Genomic DNA, 24,581 nt, shown 5'->3' with positions numbered 1-24,581 from the left:
GGGTTCACGCTAGGTCCGTGGTCGTCCCCCTGCAAACGGTCACCGAGCAGGTCAGCGGCCCCGCGGCCGGGCGGGTCAGATCCAGGTGTCCAGCCACATCCGGTCGCGCCAGGCGTCCATGGGGATCGTCTGCCCGGTGTAGAGCGGGAAGAAGTAGATGAAGTTCCAGACGATCAGCAGCACCAGCGTGCCCGCGCCGACCGCGCCCCACATGCGGCGGCGTTCGCTCGCGCCGGGGGGTCCGAGGATCGCGCCGAGCATCATCGCGACCGCGAGGCAGAGGAAGGGCACGAAGACGACCGCGTAGAAGAGGAAGATCGTCCGGTCCTGGTAGAGGAACCACGGGAGGTACCCGGCCGCGATGCCGCAGGCGATCGCGCCCGCGCGCCAGTCGCGGCGGAAGATCCAGCGGTACAGGACGTACAGCAGGGCGAAGCACCCGGCCCACCACAGCAGCGGGGTGCCGATCGCGAGCACCTCGCGGGCGCAGCCGCCGGCCGCGGTGCAGCCGTCCTCGCCGAGCTTGGGGGACTCGTAGAAGTACGACACCGGGCGGCCCAGGACCAGCCAGCTCCACGGGTTGGACTGGTAGGTGTGCGGGGAGTGCAGGTTGACGTGGAAGTCGTACACCTGCGACTCGTAGTGCCACAGGCTGCGCAGCGCCGCCCAGGACCGGGAGGGGAAGCCGCCGTCGCCCTTGGCCCAGTCACGGTCGTAGCCCTTGTCGGTGGTGAACCAGCCGAGCCAGGACAGCAGGTAGGTGACGACGGCGACGCCGACCATGGACAGGCCCGCCCACAGCCCGTCCAGCCAGAACGCCGTCAGCCGGGGGTAGCGGGCACCCGCCACGCGGCGGGCGCCGGCGTCCCACAGCACGGTGAGGACGCCGAACAGCGCCAGCACGTACAGGCCGTTCCACTTGGTGCCGATGGCCAGGCCCAGGCAGATCCCGGCCACGATCCGCCACGGGCGGACGCCCAGCCACGTGAAGGAGGCGACGCGGTCGTCCGGGCGGCCCTCGGGCAGGGCGGCGGCGAGCCGGGCCCGTGCGCGGTCCCGGTCGATCAGCAGGCAGCCGAAGGCGGCCAGCACGAAGAACATGACGACGAGGTCGAGCAGGGCGACGCGGCTCATGACGAAGTGCAGGCCGTCGACCGCCATCAGGCCGCCCGCGAGGCAGCCCAGCGCGGTCGAGCGGAACAGCCGGCGGCCGATCCGGCAGAGCATCAGCACCGACAGCGTCCCGAGCACCGCCATCGCGAAGCGCCAGCCGAAGGGGTTCAGCCCGAAGATCCACTCACCGGAGGCGATCACCCACTTGCCGACCGGCGGGTGCACCACGTACGAGGGGGCGTCGGAGAGCGGGATGGAGGGCGGGGTGGCGAGGATCAGGTCGTTGGCCTTGTCCGGCCAGCTGCCCTCGTAGCCGTACTGCAGGAGCGACCAGGCGTCCTTCGCGTAGTACGTCTCGTCGAATATCACCGCGTGCGGGCTGCCCAGGTTCCAGAACCGCAGCAGGCCCGCGAAGAACGCCACGAGCAGCGGCCCGCCCCAGCCCGTCCAGCGGGCCAGCCGGCGCGCCGTCGCCGGGCCCACGCCGAGCGCCGCCCACGCCCGTGTCCCCGGCTCGGGGAACGGCGGGACCAGGCGCTCGCGCACCCCGGGGCGCGGGCGGTCCACGTAGCCGAAGCGGCGCAGCTGCCGCTGCCAGGGGCTCTGCTCCTCCGCGGCCTTGGGGGCGTCCTCGACCCGGTGCGCATGCGTCGCGGTGTCACTCGTCACCGGGCCATCGTAGGGAAGCCGCATGTGTATGTGCTGAGGACCGGGCCAACCGGGCGTACGCCGCCGTGCCGCGGCGGGCCCGGCCGGGTGTGCGGCGGATGGGAGACTGGGGCGGTGACTAGCTCCGCAGGACCGGCCGCAGGCGTACTCGTGCTCGCAGGGACCCCCATCGGTGACGTCGCCGACGCGCCGCCCCGGCTCTCCGCGGAGCTGGCCGGGGCCGACGTGATCGCCGCCGAGGACACCCGGCGGCTGCGCCGGCTCACCCAGTCCCTGGGCGTGACCACCACCGCGCGGGTCGTGTCCTACTTCGAGGGCAACGAGACGGCCCGCACCCCGGAGCTGGTCACGGCGCTGGAGGAGGGCGCCCGGGTGCTGCTCGTCACCGACGCCGGGATGCCCTCGGTCTCCGACCCCGGCTACCGGCTGGTCGCGGCGGCCGTCGAGCGCGACATCCGGGTGACGGCCGTCCCCGGACCGTCCGCCGTGCTGACCGCGCTCGCCCTCAGCGGCCTGCCCGTGGACCGCTTCTGCTTCGAGGGCTTCCCGCCCCGCAAGGCCGGCGAGCGGCGGGCCCGGCTGGGCGAGGCCGCGGGGGAGCGGCGCACCCTGGTGTACTTCGAGGCCCCGCACCGCCTCGCCGACACCCTCGCGGCGATGGCCGAGGCCTTCGGCGCCGGGCGCCGGGCCGCCGTCTGCCGGGAGCTGACCAAGACCTACGAGGAGGTCCGGCGCGGTCCCCTGGAGGAACTGGCGGCCTGGGCCGCCGAGGGGGTGCGCGGGGAGATCACGATCGTCGTCGAGGGCGCCCCGGAGACCGGGCCGCAGGAACTGGACGCCGCCGAGCTGGTGCGCCGGGTCCGGGTCCGTGAGGAGGCGGGGGAGCGGCGCAAGGAGGCGATCGCGGCCGTGGCGACGGAGGCGGGGCTGCCCAAGCGGGAGGTCTTCGACGCCGTGGTGTCCGCGAAGCACGCCGCGAACCAGCCCACAACCGGCTAAACGCGGCGCGGTGCAAAGTCCTATCGTAGGAGAGGGAAAAACCTGGGCCGCCTGCTCGGCCCCGTGTCACATACTCCCCAAAACTGGCTCAAGAAAGGGCACCCCCGCTATCGCCGGCGCCTTCCCGGGCGTTCGCTGATGGAGGGAAGTCCCGCTCCGGACGCCTCGTCCGGAGGGCAACAGGAGCTGCCATGAGCGAGACCATCGGAACCGATGGCACGGTTCGTGAGGCGTACGCCTTCGTCTGCATCAGCTGCGGACGGGGATGGGAGCAGGCGTACGAGATCGAGCACCACGTCGACGCACAGGGCCACGAGGTCGTCTGGTACATGGCGGACGGCAAGCGGGTACCGTCCCCGCTGACCCGGCCGACGTGCGTGGAGTGCGAGAGCCACAAGGTCCGCATCATGCGGGCCGGACAGGTCTCCGATGTCGCCGGGTCCTGGTCGGCCACCGCGGCCGCCGGCCCGCTGCCCGCGGCCTCCGACATGCGCCGGGTGCCGGCCTCGCCCGCCGTGGAGGACGCCGAGCGCCGCGCACGGCACTGGTCGCCCCGCAACCTGCTGCACCGCAGGAGGGACGCCCGGTAGCCGCCTCGGCCCCGCGCCTAGGATCTGGGGCATGCCCGAGCAGAACCAGAGCCAGAGCCGGCGCCCGAAGAAGGACGCGTCCGCCGCCCCTCCCCTCCCCGAACCGCTCGCGGTCCCGGTGGCGGACTCGCACACCCACCTCGACATGCAGGAGGGCAGCGTCGAGGAGGCGCTGGCGAAGGCGGCGTCCGTCGGCGTGACGACCGTGGTCCAGGTCGGCTGCGACGTCGACGGCTCCCACTGGGCGGCGCGCACCGCCGGGGCGTACGACCAGGTGTGGGCGGCGGTCGCCCTGCACCCCAACGAGGCCCCCCGGATCGTCCACGGGGACCCAGACGGCTGGAGCCGGCAGGGGGCGCGGCAGGCGGGCGGGCTGTCCGCGCTGGACGCCGCCCTCGCGCAGATCGACGCCCTCGCCGCGCTGCCCCAGGTGCGCGGCGTCGGCGAGACCGGGCTGGACTACTTCCGCACCGGGCCCGACGGGGTCGAGGCCCAGCAGTACTCCTTCCGCCGCCACATCGACATCGCCAAACGGCACGGCAAGGCCCTGGTCATCCACGACCGCGAGGCCCACGCCGACGTGCTGCGCATCCTCGGCGAGGAGGGCGCGCCCGGCACCGTCGTCTTCCACTGCTACTCCGGCGACGCGGAGATGGCCAAGCTCTGCGCCGACAAGGGCTACTACATGTCCTTCGCCGGCAACGTCACCTACAAGTCCGCCCAGGACCTGCGCGACGCGGTCGCCGTCGCCCCCGCCGAGCTCCTCCTGGTCGAGACCGACGCGCCCTTCCTCACCCCCGTACCGCACCGCGGCCGCCCCAACGCCCCGTACCTGATCCCGGTCACCGTGCGGGCCATGGCCGCCGCCCGGGGCGCCGCGGAGGACGACCTCGCCGCGGCCATCGGGGCCAACACGGCCCGGGCCTTCGGCTACTGACGCCGCGTCGCGCGGTTCGCGCGGTCGGCGTAACGCCGGATGTCCGATTCCGGACGCCCGGTGGCCGCGCCGGCGGCCGCCGGGGGCGGCGCAGGGCGCGCTGACCACGGTCACGAAGGGTGTCGCGGCCCCCTCGCCCGGCGACACGGCGTGACCGTTCGGCTTGGGAGAGTGACGAATCCTCCGCTATGGTCCCGGTTCGGTCCGATCGGACCGGGCCGGAGGTACGCCGTGAGCAACATGAGCAAGGCGGGCACGACGCAGGCCGGAACTCGGTCCTACGCGGACGGCCCCTACCACAGGACACCGGGCACGGCCCCCGTCGACGAGGACGTCGAGCCGCGTCCCGGACGTGCGGCCGCCCGGCGCAGGCGCGCCGCACGGCGCCCGGACGCGCTGAGCAGGCTGCTGCCCCAGGCCCTGGTCGTCGCCTGCCTGGCGGGCGGCAGCACCGCCTACCTCGCCGGCGGCAAGGCCGTACAGCTCAGCGTGGACGGCCGGCCGCGCACCCTGCACACCTTCGCCGGGAGCGTGGAGGAACTGCTGCAGCGCCAGGGCATCGACGTCGGCGACCACGACATCGTCGCCCCCGACCCCGACGCGGCGCTGCAGGACGGCGACACCGTCGCCGTCCGCTACGGCCGCCCGATCGCGCTGACCCTCGACGGCCGGCCCCGGCGGATCTGGACCACGGCCGGCACCGTGGACGGCGCCCTGCGTCAGCTGGGCGTGCGCGCGGACGGCGCGTACCTGTCCGCCTCCCGCGGCGAGTCGATCGGGCGGCACGGGCTGGAGCTGGACGTCCGCACCGAACGCCAGGTGACCTTCCTCGTCGACGGCCACGAACGGCCGGTCCGCACCAACGCCGCCACCGTCGGCGAGGCGCTGCGTGACGCCGGCATCGCCCTGCACGGCCTCGACACCACCTCCGCCGACCCCGACAGCTTCCCGCGCGAGGGCCAGACGATCTCCGTCCGGCGCATCCGGGGCCACGACGAGGTCCACGAGGAGCCGGTGCCCTTCCCCGTCGAGCGGACGCAGGACCCCTCGCTGTTCGAGGGCACCACCGCCGTCGACACCCGGGGCAGGAACGGGCTGCGCCGCGTCACATACGCGTACCGCACGGTCGACGGGGTCCGGCGCAAGCCGCGGCGCATCGCCGAGGAGGTGCTGCGCGAGCCCGTGCGGCAGGTCGTGCGCGTCGGCACCAAGCCGCTCCCCGACAGCGTCCAGGGCGCCGACCACCTCAACTGGAAGGCCCTCGGCCGGTGCGAGGCGGGCGGCCGCCCGAACGCGGTGGACGCCTCCGGCACCTACGGCGGCCTCTACCAGTTCGACCAGCGCACCTGGCGCAACCTGGGCGGCCACGGCCGCCCCCAGGACGCCTCCGCCAAGGAGCAGACGTACCGCGCCAAGCGCCTGTACATCCAGCGCGGTGCCAGCCCCTGGCCGGTGTGCGGCCGCAAGCTCTACTCCTAGGGCCCGTCGTCACATGCCCTCCCCCAACCTTCGGCCGGGGGTGCCCCCACCCCGCGCGCTCCCCCAGCCGGCGCTGGGAGGTGCCCCCAGGCACGGCACTCCCCCAGCCTCCGGCCCGGGGGAGTTGTCGAATCGTCCGAGTAGCCCACTACGAGGACAACTCTCCGCCTTGCGATGCACCGCACCTGGGGGCACCCCCCCAGCGGAGCTGGGGGAGCCGCTGGGCCCGGAGGGAGGCAGGCAGGACTTCGACGACAGGCCCTGGCCCGCGGGAGGTCCCGCCGGGCCCGGATACCCTTGAGCGGTGAGCACCACCGACCACTCCGGTCCCGCCGACGACGCCCTGCTCGGCCCCGCCGACATCCGTGAGCTGGCCGCCGCGCTGGGCGTCCGCCCCACCAAGCAGCGCGGCCAGAACTTCGTCATCGACGCGAACACGGTGCGCCGCATCGTGCGCACCGCGGACGTCCGGCCCGACGACGTGGTCGTCGAGGTCGGCCCGGGGCTCGGCTCGCTCACGCTGGCGCTGCTGGAGGTGGCCGAGCACGTCACCGCCGTGGAGATCGACGACGTGCTCGCCGAGGCCCTCCCTTCGACCGTCGCCGCCCGGCTGCCGGGCCGGGCCGGCCGCTTCGCGCTCGTGCACCGCGACGCGCTGCGCGTCGAGGAGCTGCCCGGCCCGCCGCCCACGGCGCTGGTGGCCAACCTGCCGTACAACGTGGCCGTCCCGGTGCTGCTGCACATGCTCGCGACCTTCCCGAGCATCGAGCGCTCCCTGGTCATGGTGCAGTCCGAGGTCGCCGACCGGCTGGCCGCAGGGCCCGGTTCCAAGGTGTACGGGGTGCCCTCGGTGAAGGCGGCCTGGTACGCCGAGGTGAAGCGGGCCGGGGCCATCGGCCGCAACGTCTTCTGGCCCGCCCCGAACGTGGACTCCGGGCTGGTCTCGCTCGTCCGCCGCAAGGAGCCGCTCGCCACCACCGCCACCCGCGAGCAGGTCTTCGCGGTCGTGGACGCCGCCTTCGCGCAGCGCCGCAAGACGCTGCGGGCCGCGCTGGCCGGCTGGGCGGGCTCGGCCGCCGCCGCCGAGGAGGCGCTGGTGGCCGCGGGGGTGTCGCCGCAGGCGCGCGGGGAGGCACTGACCGTGGAGGAGTTCGCGGCGATCGCCGAGCACGGCGGTGGCGGCCGCTCACCGCGGTGACAGAGGGCACAATGGGGGCGCCGCCGTGCCCCACGCACCCAAGGCCCCGCATCGAGTGCCCCGCGCTCACGCTCCGAGGAGAACCGCGCAAGTGACCCGCCGACCCGCGTCCGTGACCGTCCGCGTCCCCGCCAAGGTCAACGTCCAGCTCGCGGTGGGCGGACCGCGCCCCGACGGCTTCCACGACCTGGCCAACGTCTTCCTCGCCGTCGGCCTGTACGACGAGGTCACCGTCACTCCCGCCGAAGAGCTGCGGATCACGGTCGCCGGACCGGACGCCGACCAGGTCCCGGCCGACGCGAGCAACCTCGCCGCCCGCGCCGCGATCGCGCTCGCGGCGCGGCACGGGCTGGAGCCGCGCGTCCACATCCACATCGCCAAGGACATCCCCGTCGCGGGCGGCATGGCCGGCGGCAGCGCCGACGCGGCGGGCGCCCTGGTCGCCTGCGACGCGCTGTGGGGCACCGGCGCGAGCCGCGAGGAGCTGCTCGCGATCTGCGCCGGGCTCGGCAGCGACGTCCCGTTCAGCCTGGTGGGCGGCGCCGCCCTCGGCCGGGGCCGCGGTGAGCTGCTGGAGCCGCTGGAGACCGGCGGCACCTTCCACTGGGTCTTCGCCGTCGCCGACGGCGGCCTGTCCACGCCCGAGGTCTACCGCGAGTGCGACCGGCTGCGCGGCGACGCGGAGGTGCCGGAGCCCGAGGCGTCCCCGGCCCTGCTCGACGCGCTGCGCACCGGTGACGCGGTGGCCCTCGCCGCCTCCCTGGCGAACGACCTCCAGCCGGCCGCGCTCTCCCTGCGCCCCTCGCTGGCCGCGACCCTCGCCGCGGGCGCCGAGGCCGGCTCCCTGGCCACCCTGGTCTCCGGCTCCGGGCCCACCACCGCCTTCCTCGCCAAGGACGCCGAGTCCGCGCAGGCCGTCGCCGCCGCCCTCGCCGCCTCCGGCACCTGCCGCGCGGTACGGGTCACCACCGGCCCCGCGCAGGGCGCGACCCTGCTCTGAGTACCCGTACCCACCGTCTTCCGGGGCGAGTGGTCGAACGGGCGGGCCGCGTCAGGGCTGAGCCGGGCTTCACCCCACCCGGCCGACCTTGAGGACGAGCACGGTGACGGTCCCGGCGCCGGGCCGGTACAGAACACGCCAGTCGCCGACGGACAGCCGCCAGTACCCCGAGGCTCCCAGGGCGCGCGCAGTCCGGGGGTGCGGTTCCCCGGCCACATCCCGGACAGCAGCCGCGCACGCCTTGGGTCACGAGGCATCGGCCTGACGGTCCTCGTCCTCCAACCGGGCCGTGAACTCGTCGTGCGTCATCGTGGGGCCGGTGGGAGCCGATTCGCGGGCCGCCGCCTCGGCGGCGTCCGCCGCATCGCGCAGACGCTGCAGTTCCTCGAGTTCGCTCATCGGGATGAGCGCGGCGGCGGGTTTCCCGTACTCGCTGATCAGGATGTGTTCATGCCCGTGCCGGACTCGGCCGACGAGCTGTCCGAGCCGGTTGCGCGCTTCCACGAGCGGATACGTATCCATGGGAAAACCGCACAGACCTGCGGCTTTGTACGGTTGGCGATTCACCTGTGGTGGGCGAGCCCACCCGCACGGGTGTCCGGGGGGCGGTCGCCGTGCCCGGGGGGTGAGGGGGCCGCACTACCCTGGGAGGTCGTTCTTTCGTAGTGACAGGAGTCCCATGGCCGTCAACCTGGTCAACGTCGAGTCCGTCAGCAAGGTGTACGGAACGCGCACCCTGCTGGACGGGATCTCGCTCGGCGTATCGGAGGGCGACCGCATCGGCGTCGTCGGCCGCAACGGCGACGGGAAGACGACCCTGATCCGGATGCTGGCGAAGCTGGAGGGACCGGACACCGGGCGGGTGACGCACACCTCGGACCTGCGGCTGGGCGTGCTGACGCAGCACGACAGCCTGGACCCGCAGGCCACCGTCCGGCACGAGGTGGTCGGCGACCGCGCGGACCACGAGTGGGCGGGCGACGCGAAGATCCGGGACGTGCTCACCGGCCTCTTCGGGGGGCTGGACCTGCCCGGCTTCCCGCAGGGGCTGGACACGGTGATCGGGCCGCTGTCCGGTGGTGAGCGCCGCCGGATCGCGCTGGCGAAGCTGCTGATCGCCGAGCAGGACCTGGTCGTGCTCGACGAGCCCACCAACCACCTCGACGTCGAGGGCATCTCCTGGCTGGCCGGTCATCTGCGGGCACGGCGCTCGGCCCTGGTGTGCGTGACCCACGACCGCTGGTTCCTTGACCAGGTCTGCACCCGCATGTGGGACGTGCAGCGCGGTGACGTCCACGAGTACGAGGGTGGTTACAGCGACTACGTCTTCGCCCGCGCCGAGCGCGAGCGGATCGCCGCGACCGAGGAGGTCAAGCGGCAGAACCTGATGCGCAAGGAGCTGGCCTGGCTGCGCCGCGGTGCCCCCGCCCGCACCAGCAAGCCGCGCTTCCGCATCGAGGCGGCCAACGAGCTGATCGCCGACGTGCCGCCGCCGCGTGACAACGCCGAGCTGATGAAGTTCGCGACGACCCGGCTGGGCAGGACCGTCTTCGACCTGGAGAACGTGACCGTGCAGGCCGGGCCCAAGGTGCTGCTGAAGCACCTGACCTGGCAGCTGGGCCCCGGCGACCGGGTCGGCCTGGTCGGTGTCAACGGCGCGGGCAAGACGTCCCTGCTGCGGGCGCTCGCGGACGCCGCCGTCAGCGAGGGCGAGCAGCAGCCGGTGGCCGGCAAGGTGGTGGTCGGCAAGACCGTACGGCTGGCCTACCTGTCGCAGGAGGTCGCCGAACTCGAGCCGTCGCTGCGGGTGCTGCAGGCGGTGGAGTCGGTGCGCGGCCGCGTCGACCTCGGCAAGGGACGGGAGATGACGGCGGGTCAGCTCTGTGAGAAGTTCGGGTTCACCAAGGAGAAGCAGTGGACCCCGGTCGGTGACCTGTCCGGTGGCGAGCGGCGCCGGCTGCAGTTGCTGCGGCTGCTGATGGACGAGCCCAACGTGCTCTTCCTCGACGAGCCCACCAACGACCTGGACATCGAGACCCTGACCCAGCTGGAGGACCTGCTCGACGGCTGGCCCGGCTCGATGGTGGTCATCTCCCACGACCGGTACTTCCTGGAGCGCACCACCGACCGCACCTTCGCCCTGCTCGGCGACGCGACGCTGCGCATGCTGCCGCGCGGCATCGACGAGTACCTGGAGCGGCGCCGCGCCGCCGTCGAGGCCGCCACCCCCGCCCCCGCCCCGGCCAAGCCGAAGGGCGGCGGCGACAGCCGCGCGGCCAAGAAGGAACTGCAGCGCATCGAGCGGCAGCTGGACAAGATCGGCGAGCGGGAGTCGAAGCTGCACGCCGCCATCGCCGAGAACGCCACCGACTTCGAGAAGGTGGCCGAACTCGACATGGAACTGCGGTCGCTGGCCGCCGAGCGCGAGGAACTGGAGATGCGCTGGCTGGAGCTGGCGGACGAGGTGTAGCAGTGCCGTAACGGTCCTTCGGCGCGGGGGCGGAACGGTGCGTCACCGGTGGTACAAAGAGGGTCACCGTCCGCCCCGCACACCTGTGCCCGAAAGGTGCCCGCTGATGTCGCAGCCGCCGCCTCCCCCCGGCAACCAGCCCGGATTCGGGCCGCAGCCGCCTCAGTACGGTTACCCGCCGCAGCAGCCCAACCCCTACGCCCAGCCACCGGCCCACCCCCAGGGACAGCCGCCGCCGCCCCCGCCGCCGGGCCCGTACGGCCCCAACCCGTACGCCCAGGCGCCGACCCAGCCCCTCCCGGGGTACGGCTACCAGCCGTACCCGCAGCCGCCGAAGCGCGGCAACGGCAAGGTGGCCGGGATCGTGGCGGCGGCGATCGCGGCGGTGCTGGTCGTCGGCGCGGGGGTCTTCCTGGTCGCGAACGGTGGCGACGACGAGCCCTCGGACACCCCGTCGAAGGGCGGCAGCACCCGGCCGGCCGGCGACGGCCCGCTCAAGGCCCGCGCGTTGTGGGACAAGAGAGCGGTGCGGCCGTCCAAGGCCGAGATCACCGCCCCGGTGGCGGAGGCCTGGTTCACCGGCGACGCGGTCGTCAAGACGATGCCGGACGCGCTGCGTTCCTTCGACATCGACAGCGGCAAGGAGAACTGGTCGATACCGCTGGAGGGGGAGTCCTGCCCGGGCCCGGAGTCGGCGGCCGGTGACCGCCTGGTGCTGCAGTACGGCACGGACTGCGACAGCGTGATCGCCGTCGACATCGCCCACGGCAAGAAGCTGTGGGCGAAGAAGCTGCCCGACCCGGACGGCCGGACCTCGCACAGCTACTCGCAGATCGCGCTCACGGGCGACACGGCGGCCGTCTCCTGGATCGGCGGTTCGGTCGCGTACAAGATCAGCACCGGGGCCGTGCTGTGGACGCCCAAGGCCGGTTCGGAGTGCACCGACAAGGGCTACCACGGCGGCCCCGCGCTGGTCGCGGTCGTCGAGTGCGGCGGCTTCGGCGGTGACGAGTACGTGCAGGGCCTGGGCGAGGGCGGCGCCAAGAAGTGGTCCTGGCAGGTGCCGAGCGGCAGTGAGGTGTACAGCGTCATCTCCACGGACCCGGTGGTCGTGGGGCTGTCGGCGGGCAGCCTGTCGATGACCGACATCGTGTACCTGGACGGCGGCAAGATGAAGAGCCGCATCTCGCTGGGCGCGGGCGGCGCGGACGCCACGTACCGGATCCACTGCGAGGACAACCGGTGCACCAACGTCGCCGTCGACGGCACGACCATCTACCTGCCCACCAAGACCCACTCGGGCAGCGGCACCTCCTACTCCCAGACGAACGAGATCGCCGCGCTCGACCTCACCACCGGCAAGCCGAAGTGGCTCGCCAAGCCCGACCAGGAGCGCGAGCTCAAGATCGTCGGCATCAGCGGCGGCAAGGTCGTCGCGTACCAGAAGAACACCTACGACAAGCCGGGCCGCCTGCTGCGGCTCGATCCCGCGACCCGCGGGTTCACCGTCTTCATGGAACTGCCGGAGAGCGGCAAGGACATGGAGAACGACTTCCTGGACAGCGGTTCGGGCTGGTGGCTGTACCAGGACCACTTCTTCCTGACCTCCGACCACATCTCCGCCTCCGCCAACCTGACGGACCGGTCCATCGCCGCCTTCGGCTGACCGGGCCGGGGGGAGGGGGACGGCACGCGGGCCCACAAACAAGCACACCCGGTCGCAAGTCGGCCATGTTTGGAGATAATGCGGATTTAGGGAGGCTTCTGCCGAGTAGGGGGCGCAAAGCGTCGAACAAGCGTGTACCTTCCCGGGCATGGCCCGGGGCCGCCGCGGGGGCACAGGCGGTATGCCGGAGGGGCTTCGCCGCGGCATGTGAAGGGGGACCGGCTTGGACTCGGTGGGCAGGCCCGCACCAGTCCATGGGGGGATGAGGGGGACGCCCATGGGCGTACGGCTCGTCGTTGTCGACGACCATCGTCTGCTGGCCGAGGCGCTCGCCTCGGCGCTGAAGCTGCGCGGGCACCGGGTGCTCGCGGCGGCCGCGCCCGCGTCGGGCGCGGCGGATCTCGTACTGAGCCGGTCGCCCGAGGTGTGCCTGATCGGGACGGCGGCGCCGGCCGAGCCGGGCGCCTTCGACGCGGTCGTCCGCATCAAGCGGGAGCGGCCGGGGGTCGCGGTGCTGGTCCTGGGGCCGGTGCCCAACCCGCGCGGGATAGCCGCCGCGTTCGCCGCCGGCGCCTCCGGCTACGTACGGCACGACGAGCGGATCGAGGGCGTCGAGCGGGCGATGGCCAAGGCGCGTGCCGGCGAGGTGGCGGTCGCGCCCGCGCTGCTGCAGGGCGCGTTCGCCGAGCTGCTCAACCCGGTGGCCGAGCCGGACGACGAGGGCACCAGGCTGCTGCAGATGCTCACCCCGCGCGAGGTCGAGGTGCTGCTGCGGGTCGCGGAGGGCGAGGACACCCGGCTGATCGCGGCGGGCATGCGGATCGCGCCGAGCACCGCCCGTACGCACGTCCAGCGGGTGCTGATGAAGCTGGGGGTGGGCTCCCGGCTGGAGGCCGCCGCCCTTGCGGCCCGCACGGGGCTGCTGGACCGGGTCAGTCACCATCTCCCGGGCGGTGCGATCCCGCCTCAGGCGTCTCCTGCGCAGCGGGCGGGGGAGGAGGGGGACTGAGCTTCATCCACAGGAGGAAGAGCAGTCCCAGCACCAGCATGCCGATCCCGGTCCAGAGGTTGATGTTGATGCCCTGGGCCTTGGCGATGTCCGCGTCGGACGCGGTGATCCCGGCGATGGTCACGATCACCCCGTAGACCACGAAGAGGCCGCCGATCACACGGCGCACGTCGAACAGGCGTGCCGCCGAGGCCGACTTCTGCTCCAGGTCCTCGATGCGGTGCTGGAAATCCGGCTCGTTGCCGTACTCGCTCACGACGCGTCACCTCACAGGGAGAAGGGGATGTAGCACAGCGCGGCCAGGAGGACGGCGCCCCAGCCGAGCAGAGCGGGCCTGCGGTACCAGGCGTCGTCGCCCTGGGCGGGCGGCTCGGCCATGCCGGGGGAGGTGGTCCCGTAGACGAGTCCGGCCAGTGATTCGACGGGCTTGGGCTGGGTGAACCACGAGACGAGGATCATCACGACACCGCCGACGACGAAGGCGGCGATGGCGGAGACGAAGTTGGCGCCCTGGTCGCTGGGGATCGAGATCAGGCCGCCCTTGTAGAACCAGAAGTAGTTGATCATCGCGGCGACCGTGCCGCTCAGCAGCCCCCAGAAGCCGGCCGCGGCGGTGGAGCGCTTCCAGAACATGCCGAGGATGAAGACGCAGAACAGCGGCACGTTGAAGAACGAGAACAGCGTCTGCAGGTAGTTCATGATGTTGCTGAAGGACGAGGCGATGAAGGCCGTGCCCATGCCGATCAGCACGCCGATCGCGGTCACCACGCGACCGGTGGTGACGTAGTACCGGTCGGGCCGGTCGCGCCGCACGTAGGCGCCCCAGATGTCGTACGTGAAGACGGTGTTGAAGGACGAGACGTTGGCCGCCATGCCGGCCATGAAGGCGGCGAGCAGCCCGGTGATCGCGATGCCGAGGACGCCGTTGGGCAGCAGGTCGCGCATGAGCACCGGGATCGCGTCGTTGTACTGGAGCCCGCTGCCCGGCTTGCCGATGTCCGGCTCCATGACGAGGGCGATCAGTCCCGGCAGGACCACGATCAGCGGGATGAAGATCTTGGGGTACGCGGCGATGAGCGGGGTGCGCTGGGCGGCCGAGAGGTTCTTCGCGGACAGGGCGCGCTGCACCTCGGCGAAGTTGGTCGTCCAGTAGCCGAAGCTGAGGACGAAACCGAGGCCCAGCACGATGGTCAGCCAGTTCGCCCCCAGCGGGTTCGACGAGCCGATGCCGGTGCCGTCCCAGGCGGTGAGGAACGCGGCGCCGTGCGAGTCGGTGAGCGAGTCCGTCAGCCCGGACCAGCCGCCGACCCGCTTCAGGCCGACGACGGTGAGCGGGATCAGCGCCGCGAGGATCACGAAGAACTGCAGCACCTCGTTGTAGATGGCCGAGGACAGGCCGCCGAGGGTGATGTAGAAGAGCACGAAGAAGCCGGAGACGACGATCGCCACCCACTGCGGCCAGCCGATCAGCGCCTCCAGCACGATCGCCATCGCGTAGAGGTTGACGCCCGCGATCAGCAGCGCGGACACCGCGAAGATGATCGAGCTGAGCAGGTGCGAGGCCGGTCCGAAGCGGTGCAGCAGGAACTCCGGCACGGAGCGGACCTTGGAGCCGTAGTAGAACGGCATCATCACCAGGCCGAGGAAGACCATGGCCGGAATGGCGCCGATCCAGTACCAGTGCACCGTGTACGCCCCGTACTGTGCGCCGTTGGCGGCCATCCCCAGGATCTCGGTGGCGCCCAGGTTGGCGGCGATGAACGCCAGACCCGTGACCCAGGCGGGCAGTGACCGGCCGGACAGGAAGAAGTCGAGGCTGGTCCGGACGGCGCGGCGGGCGGCGAAGCCGATGCCGAGGACGACGACGAAGTAGATCGCGAGGATCGAGTAGTCGAGCGCGTTCGTGGGGAGCCGTAGCCCTTCTGCCAGGTTCTGCATGGTGTGATCACTCCCCGCAACGGGGTTTCCGTTGACGTTGCTGTTGCGTTGTGGTTCATTGTGTTTGGTTCTGTTTGTTGGCGTGGTGTGAGGAGCCCGCAGGGTGAAGAAGACATCGACCCGGCTCGCCGACGGGCGCGAGCTGATCTACTACGACCTGCGCGACGACGAGCCCCGCGACGCCGTCGACCGCCGCCCGCTGGACCCGGTGACCAGCGCCTCGGAGATCCGCCACGACCCGCTGCTCGGTGACTTCGTCGCCATCGCCTCCCACCGTCAGGCCCGCACCTACCACCCGCCCGCGGACGAGTGCCCGCTGTGCCCTTCCCGGGACGGCCGGTTGAGCGAGATCCCCGAGGACCACTACGACGTGGCCGTCTTCGAGAACCGCTTTCCCTCGCTCAGCGGAAAACATGGCCGCTGCGAGGTCGTCTGCTTCACCGACCGGCACGACAGGTCCTTCGCCGACCTCACCCCCGAGCAGGCGCGGCTGGTCCTCGACGCCTGGACCGACCGCACGGCCGAACTCTCCCGGCTGCCCGGCGTCGAGCAGGTCTACTGCTTCGAGAACCGCGGCGAGGAGATCGGCGTCACCCTCGGCCACCCGCACGGCCAGATCTACGGCTACCCGCACGTCACCCCGCGCACCGAGCTGATGCTCCGTTCGCTGGAGCGGCACCGCGAGGCCACCGGCGGCCGCAACCTCTTCGACGACCTCGTGGCGCGCGAGCGCGAGGACGGCAGCCGTGTCGTCCTGGAGGGCGAGCACTGGACGGCGTTCGTGCCGTACTCCGCGCACTGGCCGTACGAGGTGCACCTCTACCCCCGCCGCAGGGTGCCGGACCTCACCGCCCTGGACGAGGCGGCCCGCGCCGAGTTCCCCGGGCTCTACCTGGAACTGCTGCGCCGCTTCGACCGGCTGTTCGGTCCCGAGGGGGCGCCGCCCACCCCGTACATCTCCGGCTGGCACCAGGCGCCGTTCAGCAGCGCGCAGCGCGAGGAGTTCGCGCTCCACCTGGAGCTGTTCACGATCCGCCGCACCGAGGGGAAGCTCAAGTACCTCGCGGGCTCCGAGTCCGGCATGAGCGTCTTCATCAACGACGTGCCGCCGGAGACCGCCGCGAGCCGCCTGAGGGAGGTCGCCTCCCCGTGAGCGGCGCACCCGTGATCGTCACCCCGCCCCCTACCGGCGAGTGTTCATCCGGCGCCGCTACCGTGGCCCCGAGTCGAACTCGAGAAAGGCTGTGACCCTGTGAGCGACCCGAGCACGAAGAAGGTTCTGGTCACCGGAGGCGCCGGTTACGTCGGCAGCGTCGTGGCGGCCCATCTGCTGGAGGCGGGCCACCGGGTCACCGTCCTGGACGACCTGTCCACCGGCTTCCGGGACGGCGTCCCCGAGGGCGCCGACTTCGTCGAGGGGCGGGTCCAGGACGCGGCGAAGGTGCTCGACGCCACCTACGACGCCGTGCTGCACTTCGCCGCCAGCTCCCAGGTCGGCGAGTCCGTCGTCCACCCCGAGAAGTACTGGCGCAACAACGTGGTGGGCACGCTGGACCTGCTCACGGCGATGCGTGACGCCGGGGTCCGGCGGCTGGTCTTCTCCTCCACCGCCGCCACCTACGGCGAGCCGAAGTCCGTCCCGATCACCGAGGACGACCCGACGCTGCCGACCAGCCCGTACGGCGCGTCCAAGCTCGCCGTCGACCACATGATCACCAGCGAGGCCGTCGCCCACGGCCTGGCGGCGGTCTCCCTGCGCTACTTCAACGTCGCGGGCGCCTACGGGGCGTTCGGCGAGCGCCACGACCCCGAGTCGCACCTCATCCCGCTCGTGCTGCAGGTCGCCCAGGGACGCCGGGAGGCGATCTCGGTCTACGGCGACGACTACCCCACCCCCGACGGCACCTGCGTCCGCGACTACATCCACGTCGCCGACCTGGCCGAGGCGCATCTGCTCGCCGTCGACGCGCCCGCCTCCGGCGAGCACCTGATCTGCAACCTCGGCAACGGCAACGGCTTCTCCGTGCGCGAGGTCGTCGAGACCGTCCGCCAGGTCACCGGTCACCCCGTCCCCGAGGTCGTCGCCCCGCGCCGCGGCGGCGACCCGGCCGTCCTGGTGGCCTCCGCCGAGCGGGCCAAGGAGCGCCTGGGCTGGCGTCCCTCGCGCACCGACCTCGCCCAGATCGTCCGCGACGCCTGGACCTTCGCCCAGGACCTGCGGGACCGGGAGGACGCCAAGTGAGCGAGGACGGCTTCCGCGCCACGTACGGCACCGGCCCCGAAGGGGTCTGGGCCGCCCCCGGCCGGGTGAACCTGATCGGCGAGCACACCGACTACAACGACGGCTTCGTGATGCCGTTCGCGCTGCCGCACACCACCGTCGCCGCGGTCGCCCGCCGCGCCGACGGCCGGCTGCGGCTGCACAGCGGCTCGCCGGACGTCCCCGCCGGCGTCGTCGAACTGCACGTCGACGAACTCGCACCCGGCGGCGGTGCCGGCTGGGCCGACTACCCCGCGGGCGTCATCTGGGCGCTGCGCGACGCCGGGCACGAGATCACCGGCGCCGACATCCACTTCGAGAGCACCGTCCCCACCGGCGCCGGCCTGTCCTCCTCGGCAGCCCTCGAGGTCGTCACCGCCGTCGCCCTGAACGACCTCTACGGCCTGGGCCTGGAGCGGTGGCGGATCGCCCGGCTCTGCCAGCGCGCGGAGAACGTCTACGTGGGCGCCCCCACCGGGATCATGGACCAGACCGCCTCGGCGTGCTGCACCGAGGGGCACGCCCTGTGGCTCGACACCCGCGACCTGTCGCAGCGCCAGATCCCCTTCGACCTGGCCTCCCAGGGCTTGCGGCTGCTCGTCGTCGACACCCGGGTCACCCACGCCCACAGCGAGGGCGAGTACGGCAAGCGGCGGGCGGGCTGCGAGGAGGCGGCGGCGCTGCTCGGCGTGGACGCGCTGCGGGACATCCCGTACGAGGGGCTCGACGAGGCCCTCGCCCGCGTCGAGGACCCCGAACTGCGGCCGCTGGTACGGCACGTGGTCACCGAGGACCGCCGGGTCGAGCGGGTCGTCGAACTGCTGGAGACGGGCGACGCCCGTGCCATCGGGCCGGTGCTGACCGAGGGCCACGCCTCGCTGCGCGACGACTTCAAGGTCTCCTGCCCGGAACTCGACCTGGTGGTGTCGGCCGGTGTCGAGGCGGGTGCCCTCGGCGCGCGCATGACCGGCGGCGGCTTCGGCGGTTCGGCGATCGTGCTGGTGGAGGAGTCCGCCGCGGAGAAGACCGCCGAGGCGATCGCCGGTGCCTTCGCCACGGCCGGCCACCGCGAGCCGCGCATCTTCACCGCGGTGCCGTCCGCGGGGGCCCGCCGGCTGGTCTGACCCGTTGCGGAGACAGAGAGCAGGCCCCGGTCCCGGGGCCTGCTCCCTGCCGTGGGAGGCCTGCACGGCAGGAAGTCCGTCACGCCCGGCGGGTGGCCGGGCACCGCGTGGACGACGCCGGGGAGCCCACGGTCCGCGCCCCCACCGGCGCTGCCGCGGCGCGGCACGCCTTCCTCCGTCCACCGCTGTGGAAAACCGCACCGTGGACCACAGTTCGGCACGTCCCGGGGAACTCCGTCCCGCAAGTTTTTCCATTCGGGCGCCTTTGTCTGCTCCTGCCCCTACGCTTTTTGGCAGCGCCGGTGGGGGCCGGCGGCATCAGGGGGCGAGACACAAGGGTTCGGCACCTGGTTGGGGACGGCTGCTAGCCCGGCGGCGTGCGGCGTCCGCTCCAGGTGCCGGGCCTCCGTGCACATCGACCTCGTCCGTGGGGGGAAGTGCCGAATGCCGGGAGTGGGGCCCGTGGGACGAATCCGCGTTCTCGTCGTCGACGACCACCGCATCTTCGCCGAATCGCTCGCGGCCGCCCTCGCGGCCGAGCCCGATGTCGACGTCTCGGCCGCCGGGAGCGGGGCGGCTGCCCAGCGCTGCCTGGAACGCGCGGCCTCCGACGGCCGCCGCTACGACGTGCTCCTGGTCGACGCCGACCTGGGGACGACGTCCGCCGTGGGGGTCCGGGTGATGGGCGCGCCCAGGGCCGCCCCGCTTGGCGCGGCCGACGGCGGCGCCCAGGCCGGGCTCGACGGCATCGCCCTGGTGGAACGCGTACGGTCCGAACACCCCGCCACCCGGACGGTCGTGCTCGCCGAGCGGGACGACGCGCGCCGTGCCGCCCGCGCCCTGCAGGCCGGCGCCTGCGGCTGGGTCGCCAAGGACTGCTCGCTGTCCCGGCTGCTGGCCGTGATGCGCGGCGTCCTGCGGGACGAGACGCATCTGCCGCCCGCCCTGCTCACCGGCGTGCTGCGGGAGTTGACCGCCGCGCGCCGGCACCGGACGGAGAGCGAGCGGCTGGTGGAGTCGCTCACCCCGCGCGAGCAGGAGGTGCTGCGCTGCATGGTGGCCGGCCTGGGCCGCAAGGCGGTCGCCGAGCGGCTGTACCTGTCGCCGCACACCGTCCGCACCCACATGCAGAACGTGCTGGGCAAGCTGGGCGTGCATTCGACGCTGGCCGCCGTGGCGCTGGCCCGGCGGGCCGGGGTGCCACCGGCCGACGGAGAGGGTGGCCGGGTGGGTTCCGCGGCCCCGGTGCAGCACGTTTGACGGCATGGAGCGCGGCGGATCGCCCTCCCCGTGACCGGGGAGAGCGACCCGCCGGGTCACCGCGGATACCCGCGGTCATTCACCGCCGACGCCGGTGGCCGGCGCCGGGCGGTCACCGCTGACGCCGGTGGTCGGCGCCGAGCGGCTGGTGTCACGGTCGTTGGCACGGTCGCGGTGACCGTTCTCCTGACCGCGGTCATTGAGGCCGTCGAACGGGTCGCGGCCGTTGTTGTCGCCGCGGTGGTTGTCACCCGCGTCGTCGAAGGGGTCGCGGTTGTTGTCGCCGCGGTTGTCGCCCCGGCCGTTGCCGCCGCGACCGTTGTCCCCGCCGTTGCCGCCATTGCCGCCGCGACCGTTGTCCCCGCCGTTGCCGCCGTGGCCGTTGTCACCGCGGTTGCCGCCCCGGCCGTTGTCACGGCAGTTGAAGCCACCGTTGAAGCCGGGACCGCCGACGAAGCCGGGACCGGCGATACCGCCGATGCCGCCGACACCGCCGACACCGCCGACACCGCCGACACCGCCGACTCCGCCGACTCCGCCGACTCCGCCGACGAAGCCCGGACCGCCGACGAAGCCCGGACCGCCGACGCCACCGACGCCACCGACACCGCCGACCCCGCCGACGCCACCGACGAAGCCCGGACCGCCGACGCCACCGACACCACCGACACCGCCGACCCCGCCGACGCCACCGACCCCGCCGACACCGCCGACACCGCCGACGCCACCGACACCGCCGACGCCACCGACGCCGCCGACGCCGCCGACAAAGCCGGGACCACCGCGACCGCCGGGGCCGTCGCTGCGCTTGGCGAGGGCGACGCTGTCCAGGGGTTCCTCGGCGCGGGTGTCCTCGCGGAACGGGTCGTCCACGCCGTTGAAGCGCTCGTCGCCGCGGCCGTGCTCGCGGCCGCCGTGCCCGTTGTTGCGGCAGATGCCGATGCCGCCGATACCACCGACGAAGCCGGGGACACCGATGCCACCGACTCCGCCGACCCCACCGACGCCACCGATGCCACCGATGCCGCCGACGCCACCGACACCACCGACACCACCGACGCCGCCGACACCGCCGACGCCACCGACTCCGCCGACGCCGCCTACCCCACCGGTGCCGCTGCACCAGCCGGGCACGGGACCGACGTTGGCGACGAAGCGGGCCGAGGACCAGGCCCAGAGGTTGCCGCTGAGCTGGTACCAGCGGGGGTTGCCGCCGATGGGGCTGCCCACGGACTTGCAGACGATGGCCACCAGGGCGTTGAAGGGGATGACGCCGACGCTGGCGAATTGGACGCCCGGTCCGCTGCGGACCCGCAGACCCGTACGGGCGACGACGCGGCCCTGGAACAGGGCTGCGTTGGGGGAGCGTGCGGACTTCACCGCCACTTCACGGGACAGGTCCCGGAGACGCTCCGAGGGGGAAACGAGTTCACTTTGGCCGTCCGGTCCAGGAGCGGCAGGCACCCCGGCGGCAGGCCGGCCGTCGGTGGCGAAGGCGGTGCCCATGGTGCCGATGGCGAGGGTGCCGGCCAAGGCGCCGGTCACCGCGGTTGCGGCTATCTTGCTTGCGCGGGTGTGCAGAGTCATCTGCATCTCCAAGGTGGAGCGGGACCCGGCGGGGTCCAGGGAAATGGAAGCCGGACGCGCCCCGACCGCCTTCCACTTGACGTTGTCGGAATGTGGTGCGCCGGCAGCCGCAAAAGTGGCCATTTGAGCCTTTATGCGGCGTTCACGGTCATCACGCTAAGTGCGCCACTTTGTGTGCGCAACCGGTGGCGGAGCGTGGCCGTTTGTGATCATTCCCTGGCGGTTACGCCGGGTAATCGCCGTCAACCGGGGACGTTGTCGAAGGGCGCGGTCAACTGTCGGAGCAGGTTCGCGAGTTCCCCCCGCTGGCGGCCGGAGAGCTCGCCGAGGATGGCCCGCTCCTGGGCCAGCAGGCCCGCCAGGGCCTGGTCCGCCCGGTCCCGGCCCTCCGGGGTGAGCCGTACGAGGACGCCGCGCCGGTCCGAGGGGTCGGGCAGCCGCTCCACGAGCCCCTTCTTGGTGAGCCGGTCGATCCGGTTGGTCATCGTCCCCGAGGTGACCAGCGTCTGGGTCAGTAGCTGTCCGGGGGAGAGCTGGTAGGGCGCGCCCGCGCGGCGCAGGGAGGTCAGCACGTCGAACTCCCAGGGCTCCAGACCGTGCTCGGAGAACGCCAGCCGACGGGCCCGGTCCAGATGCCTCGCCAGCCTGCTGACCCGGCTGAGCACCTCGAGCGGTTCGACGTCGAGGTCAGGGCGCTCCCTGCGCCACGCAGCGACCAGCCGGTCGACCTCGTCCTCCATGGAGATCAGTGTAAGGGTTGTGTCGACATGAAGTCTCTTGACATCAAGAGATTAGCTCTGGAACCTTGTGGGCAAGGTCGGCGGCAGGAAGAGATCCATCTCTCGCCAGGGAGTTCGAAACATGCCCGCAGCAGCCTGGGATCCCCAGCAGTACCTCCACCACTCCACCCACCGCACCCGCCCCTTCCACGACCTGCTGGCCCGGATACCGGAGCTGCCCGGCGCGAGCCCGCGGATCGCGGACGTCGGCTGCGGTCCCGGCAACGTGACCGCCCTGCTCGCGCAGCGCTGGCCCGATGCCCGGATCACCGGCCTCGACAGCTCCGCCGAGATGCTGGAGGCCGCCCGGGCCTACGAAGGCCCCACCGCCGGGGGCGGCAGCCTCACCTTCCGCCCCGCCGACGCCGGACACTGGGTCCCCGACGGCACCTACGACCTGATCGTCTCCAACGCCGCCCTCCAGTGGGTCGAGGGCCACGCCGAGCGCTTCCCCCTCTGGGTCGAGCACCTCGCTCCCGGCGGTGTCCTCGCCTTCCAGGTCCCCGGCAACTTCTCCTCGCCCAGTCACGCGCTGCTCGGCGACCTCTGCGACTCCCCGGCTTGGCGCGACCGCCTCGGCGAGGGCCACGGCCGCCGCTACGTCCACATCCTCCAGCCCCCCGGCTACCTGGAGCGCCTCATCGAGATCCCGGACGTCGAGGTGGACGTCGACGTCTGGGAGACCACGTACGTACAGCTCCTGCAGGGCGAGGACGCGGTGCTCGAATGGACGAAGGGAACGGCGCTGCGCCCGGTGCTGACCGCCCTCGAGGACGACCCGGAGGCCACCGGGGAGTTCCTCGGCCAGTACCGCGACCTGCTGCGCAAGGCCTACCCGGCAGGGCCGCACGGCACCGTCTTCCCCTTCCGGCGGATCTTCGCCGTCGCACGGAAAGCGGGGTGATCCCGATGATCACCGCCCTCGACCACGTCCAGCTCGCCGCCCCGCCCGGCTCCGAGGAGATCCTGCGCGCCTTCTACACGGGGGTCCTGGGGATGAGCGAGGTCCCCAAGCCGCCGGTGCTCGCCGCCCGGGGTGGCTGCTGGTTCGCCGCGGGCCCGGTCCAGTTGCACATCGGCGTGGAGGAGGACTTCCGCCCTGCCCGGAAGGCCCATCCGGGCTTACGCGTGAGCGGCATCGGGGCCTATGCGGACCGGCTGGAGTCCCGCGGCGCCGCGGTCGTCTGGGACGGTGACCTGCCGGGCCATCGCCGTTTCTACACCGACGACCCGTTCGGCAACCGTCTGGAGTTCCTGGAGCCCGTCGACGCCGTGTGACGCCCCGGCGGCGCCGGTCACCCCGCGGGGGCCCGGCGCCGCCGGGCGGTACAGCCGGTACAGCCGGTACAGCCGTCACAGCGTGAGGAAGGCCGCCCCCAGGAGTGCGGCGCCGGCCAGGGCGGCGGTCCAGGCGGTGCGGGGCCAGCGCAGCCCCCCGGCCAGGACCAGGGAGGCGAGGAGCAGGGCGCCGCCCAGCGGGACCCAGGCGTGCAGCACACCGGCGAGCCCGGTGCGCACCACGTCGTCCGTGCCGGGCTTGACCGCGACCGGTATCCGCTCGCCGGTGCGGTGGGTGACCGCCTTGTCGATCGTCACCTTCCCGCGGAGGGAGCCGAGACCCTCCGGCACGAAGGGGCCGGTGCAGGTGTCGGCGCCGCAGGTGGAGACCGTCATCGTGCCCTGTTCGCGGCCCTTGGTGAGCATGACGTGCTGGGCGGTCTTCCACGAGGTCCACACCCCGGCCGCCAGCATGACCAGGACCAGCGCGCTCAGCACCACGATGCGGCCGACCAGCAGCAGCCCCCAGGCGCTCTCGGCGGTGCGGCGGGCGAGACTCCGTTTGACCATGCGGGCGATCCTTGGCCATTGCATGGCACTCGGTCAACCTTTCGATGGTCAACCGTTGTAGGTTCCCTGCGCCCTCTCCAGCCCCTCGCAGACGAGCGACTCGACCGCGTCGGCCGCCCGGTCCACGAACCACTCGAGCTCCTTGCGCTCGGTGGAGGAGAAGTCCTTCAGGACGAAGTCCGCGACCTGCATCCGCCCCGGCGGGCGGCCGATGCCGCAGCGGACCCGCAGGTAGTCGGGGCCGAGGGACTTGGTGATCGACTTCAGGCCGTTGTGGCCGTTGTCGCCGCCGCCCTTCTTCAGGCGCAGGGTGGCGTAGTCGATGTCCAACTCGTCGTGGACCGCGACGAGGTTGCCGAGCGGCACCTTGTAGAAGTCGCGCAGCGCCGTCACCGGGCCTCCGGAGAGGTTCATGTACGTCATCGGCTTGGCCAGCACGACGCGGCGGCCGCCGATGCGCCCCTCGACGACCTGGGACCGGCTCTTGTGGGTCTTGAAGCGCCCGCCGATCCGGTCGGCGAGCAGGTCGGCGACCATGAAGCCGATGTTGTGCCGGTTGCCGGCGTACTCCGGTCCGGGGTTGCCCAGACCGGCCACCAGCCAGGGCCCCTCGGGGGCGCTTTCCGCTGCGCTCATGCTCATGTCGTCCATTCAA

Annotated in this window: 24 protein-coding genes; 15 read left to right on the top strand and 9 right to left on the bottom strand. The window is 72.7% G+C overall.

Annotation, left to right across the window (positions count from 1 at the left end):
- Positions 1-75: 75 nt before the first annotated feature.
- Positions 76-1,806: a dolichyl-phosphate-mannose--protein mannosyltransferase gene (locus ACFYYN_RS21115; protein WP_500547048.1), complete on the bottom strand. Its 1,731-nt coding sequence runs from the start codon at positions 1,804-1,806 to the stop codon at positions 76-78.
- A gap of 90 nt (positions 1,807-1,896) precedes the next feature.
- Here ACFYYN_RS21115 and rsmI point away from each other — a divergent pair, with 90 nt between their 5' ends.
- The 6 genes from rsmI to ACFYYN_RS21085 all read left to right on the top strand — a co-directional run bounded on the left by rsmI (position 1,897) and on the right by ACFYYN_RS21085 (position 7,985).
- Positions 1,897-2,781 carry a 16S rRNA (cytidine(1402)-2'-O)-methyltransferase gene (rsmI, locus tag ACFYYN_RS21110; RefSeq protein ID WP_499512282.1) on the top strand — a complete coding sequence of 295 codons (885 nt, stop codon included), beginning with the start codon at positions 1,897-1,899 and terminating at the stop codon, positions 2,779-2,781.
- A 191-nt stretch (positions 2,782-2,972) separates the two neighbouring features.
- Positions 2,973-3,371: a hypothetical protein gene (locus ACFYYN_RS21105; protein WP_500328984.1), complete on the top strand. Its 399-nt coding sequence runs from the start codon at positions 2,973-2,975 to the stop codon at positions 3,369-3,371.
- 31 nt (positions 3,372-3,402) lie between these two features.
- Positions 3,403-4,308 carry a TatD family hydrolase gene (locus ACFYYN_RS21100; protein ID WP_500547047.1) on the top strand — a complete coding sequence of 302 codons (906 nt, stop codon included), beginning with the start codon at positions 3,403-3,405 and terminating at the stop codon, positions 4,306-4,308.
- A 231-nt stretch (positions 4,309-4,539) separates the two neighbouring features.
- Positions 4,540-5,787, top strand: a complete 1,248-nt coding sequence (locus ACFYYN_RS21095) for a resuscitation-promoting factor (protein ID WP_500547046.1) — start codon at positions 4,540-4,542, stop codon at positions 5,785-5,787.
- Positions 5,788-6,091: 304 nt separating this feature from the next.
- Positions 6,092-6,985, top strand: coding sequence for a 16S rRNA (adenine(1518)-N(6)/adenine(1519)-N(6))-dimethyltransferase RsmA (gene rsmA, locus ACFYYN_RS21090; RefSeq protein WP_500328987.1), 894 nt, complete (start codon positions 6,092-6,094; stop codon positions 6,983-6,985).
- Positions 6,986-7,076: 91 nt separating this feature from the next.
- Entirely contained in the window at positions 7,077-7,985 is a 909-nt protein-coding gene (locus tag ACFYYN_RS21085; RefSeq protein WP_500547045.1) for a 4-(cytidine 5'-diphospho)-2-C-methyl-D-erythritol kinase, read from the top strand.
- A 69-nt stretch (positions 7,986-8,054) separates the two neighbouring features.
- On the opposite strand, the gene ACFYYN_RS21080 is transcribed toward ACFYYN_RS21085, so the two are convergent.
- Positions 8,055-8,201 (bottom strand): type II toxin-antitoxin system RelE family toxin, encoded by a 147-nt coding sequence (locus tag ACFYYN_RS21080; protein WP_500547044.1) that lies wholly within the window; start codon positions 8,199-8,201, stop codon positions 8,055-8,057.
- 30 nt (positions 8,202-8,231) lie between these two features.
- The gene (locus ACFYYN_RS21075; RefSeq protein WP_500547043.1) at positions 8,232-8,507 is read right to left on the bottom strand and encodes a type II toxin-antitoxin system Phd/YefM family antitoxin; all 276 of its coding nucleotides are present in this window, start codon (positions 8,505-8,507) and stop codon (positions 8,232-8,234) included.
- 157 nt (positions 8,508-8,664) lie between these two features.
- On the opposite strand from ACFYYN_RS21075, the gene ACFYYN_RS21070 reads away from it, so the two are divergent.
- The 3 genes from ACFYYN_RS21070 to ACFYYN_RS21060 all read left to right on the top strand — a co-directional run bounded on the left by ACFYYN_RS21070 (position 8,665) and on the right by ACFYYN_RS21060 (position 13,130).
- The gene (locus ACFYYN_RS21070) at positions 8,665-10,455 is read left to right on the top strand and encodes an ABC-F family ATP-binding cassette domain-containing protein (protein ID WP_500328991.1); all 1,791 of its coding nucleotides are present in this window, start codon (positions 8,665-8,667) and stop codon (positions 10,453-10,455) included.
- 106 nt (positions 10,456-10,561) lie between these two features.
- The gene (locus tag ACFYYN_RS21065) at positions 10,562-12,121 is read left to right on the top strand and encodes an outer membrane protein assembly factor BamB family protein (RefSeq protein ID WP_500547042.1); all 1,560 of its coding nucleotides are present in this window, start codon (positions 10,562-10,564) and stop codon (positions 12,119-12,121) included.
- 277 nt (positions 12,122-12,398) lie between these two features.
- Positions 12,399-13,130 (top strand): helix-turn-helix transcriptional regulator, encoded by a 732-nt coding sequence (locus tag ACFYYN_RS21060; protein WP_500329014.1) that lies wholly within the window; start codon positions 12,399-12,401, stop codon positions 13,128-13,130.
- Here the strand turns inward: ACFYYN_RS21060 and ACFYYN_RS21055 are convergent.
- Positions 13,054-13,386 (bottom strand): hypothetical protein, encoded by a 333-nt coding sequence (locus tag ACFYYN_RS21055; RefSeq protein WP_500328993.1) that lies wholly within the window; start codon positions 13,384-13,386, stop codon positions 13,054-13,056. The two genes, ACFYYN_RS21060 and ACFYYN_RS21055, sit on opposite strands and share 77 nt — an antisense overlap.
- Positions 13,387-13,397: 11 nt before the next feature.
- Entirely contained in the window at positions 13,398-15,068 is a 1,671-nt protein-coding gene (locus tag ACFYYN_RS21050; RefSeq protein WP_500547041.1) for a sodium:solute symporter family protein, read from the bottom strand.
- A 103-nt stretch (positions 15,069-15,171) separates the two neighbouring features.
- On the opposite strand from ACFYYN_RS21050, the gene galT reads away from it, so the two are divergent.
- The 4 genes from galT (at position 15,172) to ACFYYN_RS21030 (ending at position 19,712) form a co-directional block, all read left to right on the top strand.
- Positions 15,172-16,221, top strand: a complete 1,050-nt coding sequence (galT, locus tag ACFYYN_RS21045; RefSeq protein WP_500547040.1) for a galactose-1-phosphate uridylyltransferase — start codon at positions 15,172-15,174, stop codon at positions 16,219-16,221.
- Positions 16,222-16,320: 99 nt separating this feature from the next.
- Entirely contained in the window at positions 16,321-17,310 is a 990-nt protein-coding gene (gene galE / locus ACFYYN_RS21040; protein ID WP_500547039.1) for a UDP-glucose 4-epimerase GalE, read from the top strand.
- On the top strand, positions 17,307-18,452 hold the full coding sequence (gene galK, locus ACFYYN_RS21035; protein ID WP_500328997.1) for a galactokinase: 1,146 nt from the start codon (positions 17,307-17,309) through the stop codon (positions 18,450-18,452). The genes galE and galK overlap by 4 nt, the downstream gene beginning before the upstream one ends.
- A gap of 444 nt (positions 18,453-18,896) precedes the next feature.
- Positions 18,897-19,712 (top strand): LuxR C-terminal-related transcriptional regulator, encoded by an 816-nt coding sequence (locus ACFYYN_RS21030; protein WP_499512266.1) that lies wholly within the window; start codon positions 18,897-18,899, stop codon positions 19,710-19,712.
- A 75-nt stretch (positions 19,713-19,787) separates the two neighbouring features.
- Here the strand turns inward: ACFYYN_RS21030 and ACFYYN_RS21025 are convergent, their stop codons facing one another.
- Positions 19,788-21,299 carry an SH3 domain-containing protein gene (locus ACFYYN_RS21025; RefSeq protein WP_500547038.1) on the bottom strand — a complete coding sequence of 504 codons (1,512 nt, stop codon included), beginning with the start codon at positions 21,297-21,299 and terminating at the stop codon, positions 19,788-19,790.
- A gap of 242 nt (positions 21,300-21,541) precedes the next feature.
- Complete coding sequence (locus tag ACFYYN_RS21020) at positions 21,542-22,039, bottom strand: MarR family winged helix-turn-helix transcriptional regulator (RefSeq protein ID WP_326575414.1); 498 nt, start codon at positions 22,037-22,039, stop codon at positions 21,542-21,544.
- A 121-nt stretch (positions 22,040-22,160) separates the two neighbouring features.
- Between ACFYYN_RS21020 and ACFYYN_RS21015 the strand changes: the two genes are divergently transcribed.
- Together ACFYYN_RS21015 and ACFYYN_RS21010 are read left to right on the top strand one after the other, a co-directional pair.
- Positions 22,161-22,982 (top strand): trans-aconitate 2-methyltransferase, encoded by an 822-nt coding sequence (locus ACFYYN_RS21015; RefSeq protein ID WP_500547037.1) that lies wholly within the window; start codon positions 22,161-22,163, stop codon positions 22,980-22,982.
- 5 nt (positions 22,983-22,987) lie between these two features.
- Entirely contained in the window at positions 22,988-23,356 is a 369-nt protein-coding gene (locus tag ACFYYN_RS21010; RefSeq protein ID WP_500547036.1) for a VOC family protein, read from the top strand.
- 75 nt (positions 23,357-23,431) lie between these two features.
- Here ACFYYN_RS21010 and ACFYYN_RS21005 read toward each other — a convergent pair whose 3' ends face one another.
- Positions 23,432-23,926: a hypothetical protein gene (locus ACFYYN_RS21005; protein ID WP_499512262.1), complete on the bottom strand. Its 495-nt coding sequence runs from the start codon at positions 23,924-23,926 to the stop codon at positions 23,432-23,434.
- Positions 23,927-23,974: 48 nt separating this feature from the next.
- Complete coding sequence (pth, locus tag ACFYYN_RS21000; protein WP_500368946.1) at positions 23,975-24,577, bottom strand: aminoacyl-tRNA hydrolase; 603 nt, start codon at positions 24,575-24,577, stop codon at positions 23,975-23,977.
- Between the last annotated feature and the right edge of the window lie 4 nt (positions 24,578-24,581).

Source organism: Streptomyces sp. NPDC001902 (assembly GCF_042891295.1).
Classification (GTDB): domain Bacteria; phylum Actinomycetota; class Actinomycetes; order Streptomycetales; family Streptomycetaceae; genus Actinacidiphila.
Note: the sequence above shows the minus strand (reverse complement) of the source record. Positions and strands in the feature narration are given on the sequence as shown.

What these genes read in the sequence shown, in the direction of transcription:
- pth (WP_500368946.1), bottom strand. Translation starts at nt 24,577, where the DNA reads ATGGACGACATGAGCATGAGCGCAGCGGAAAGCGCCCCCGAGGGGCCC.
- ACFYYN_RS21075 (WP_500547043.1), bottom strand. Translation starts at nt 8,507, where the DNA reads ATGGATACGTATCCGCTCGTGGAAGCGCGCAACCGGCTCGGACAGCTC.
- ACFYYN_RS21005 (WP_499512262.1), bottom strand. Translation starts at nt 23,926, where the DNA reads ATGGTCAAACGGAGTCTCGCCCGCCGCACCGCCGAGAGCGCCTGGGGG.
- ACFYYN_RS21115 (WP_500547048.1), bottom strand. Translation starts at nt 1,806, where the DNA reads ATGCGGCTTCCCTACGATGGCCCGGTGACGAGTGACACCGCGACGCAT.
- ACFYYN_RS21065 (WP_500547042.1), top strand. Translation starts at nt 10,562, where the DNA reads ATGTCGCAGCCGCCGCCTCCCCCCGGCAACCAGCCCGGATTCGGGCCG.
- ACFYYN_RS21050 (WP_500547041.1), bottom strand. Translation starts at nt 15,068, where the DNA reads ATGCAGAACCTGGCAGAAGGGCTACGGCTCCCCACGAACGCGCTCGAC.
- ACFYYN_RS21100 (WP_500547047.1), top strand. Translation starts at nt 3,403, where the DNA reads ATGCCCGAGCAGAACCAGAGCCAGAGCCGGCGCCCGAAGAAGGACGCG.
- ACFYYN_RS21030 (WP_499512266.1), top strand. Translation starts at nt 18,897, where the DNA reads ATGCCGGGAGTGGGGCCCGTGGGACGAATCCGCGTTCTCGTCGTCGAC.
- ACFYYN_RS21105 (WP_500328984.1), top strand. Translation starts at nt 2,973, where the DNA reads ATGAGCGAGACCATCGGAACCGATGGCACGGTTCGTGAGGCGTACGCC.
- ACFYYN_RS21015 (WP_500547037.1), top strand. Translation starts at nt 22,161, where the DNA reads ATGCCCGCAGCAGCCTGGGATCCCCAGCAGTACCTCCACCACTCCACC.
- ACFYYN_RS21025 (WP_500547038.1), bottom strand. Translation starts at nt 21,299, where the DNA reads ATGACTCTGCACACCCGCGCAAGCAAGATAGCCGCAACCGCGGTGACC.
- ACFYYN_RS21020 (WP_326575414.1), bottom strand. Translation starts at nt 22,039, where the DNA reads ATGGAGGACGAGGTCGACCGGCTGGTCGCTGCGTGGCGCAGGGAGCGC.
- ACFYYN_RS21010 (WP_500547036.1), top strand. Translation starts at nt 22,988, where the DNA reads ATGATCACCGCCCTCGACCACGTCCAGCTCGCCGCCCCGCCCGGCTCC.
- ACFYYN_RS21070 (WP_500328991.1), top strand. Translation starts at nt 8,665, where the DNA reads ATGGCCGTCAACCTGGTCAACGTCGAGTCCGTCAGCAAGGTGTACGGA.
- ACFYYN_RS21060 (WP_500329014.1), top strand. Translation starts at nt 12,399, where the DNA reads ATGGGCGTACGGCTCGTCGTTGTCGACGACCATCGTCTGCTGGCCGAG.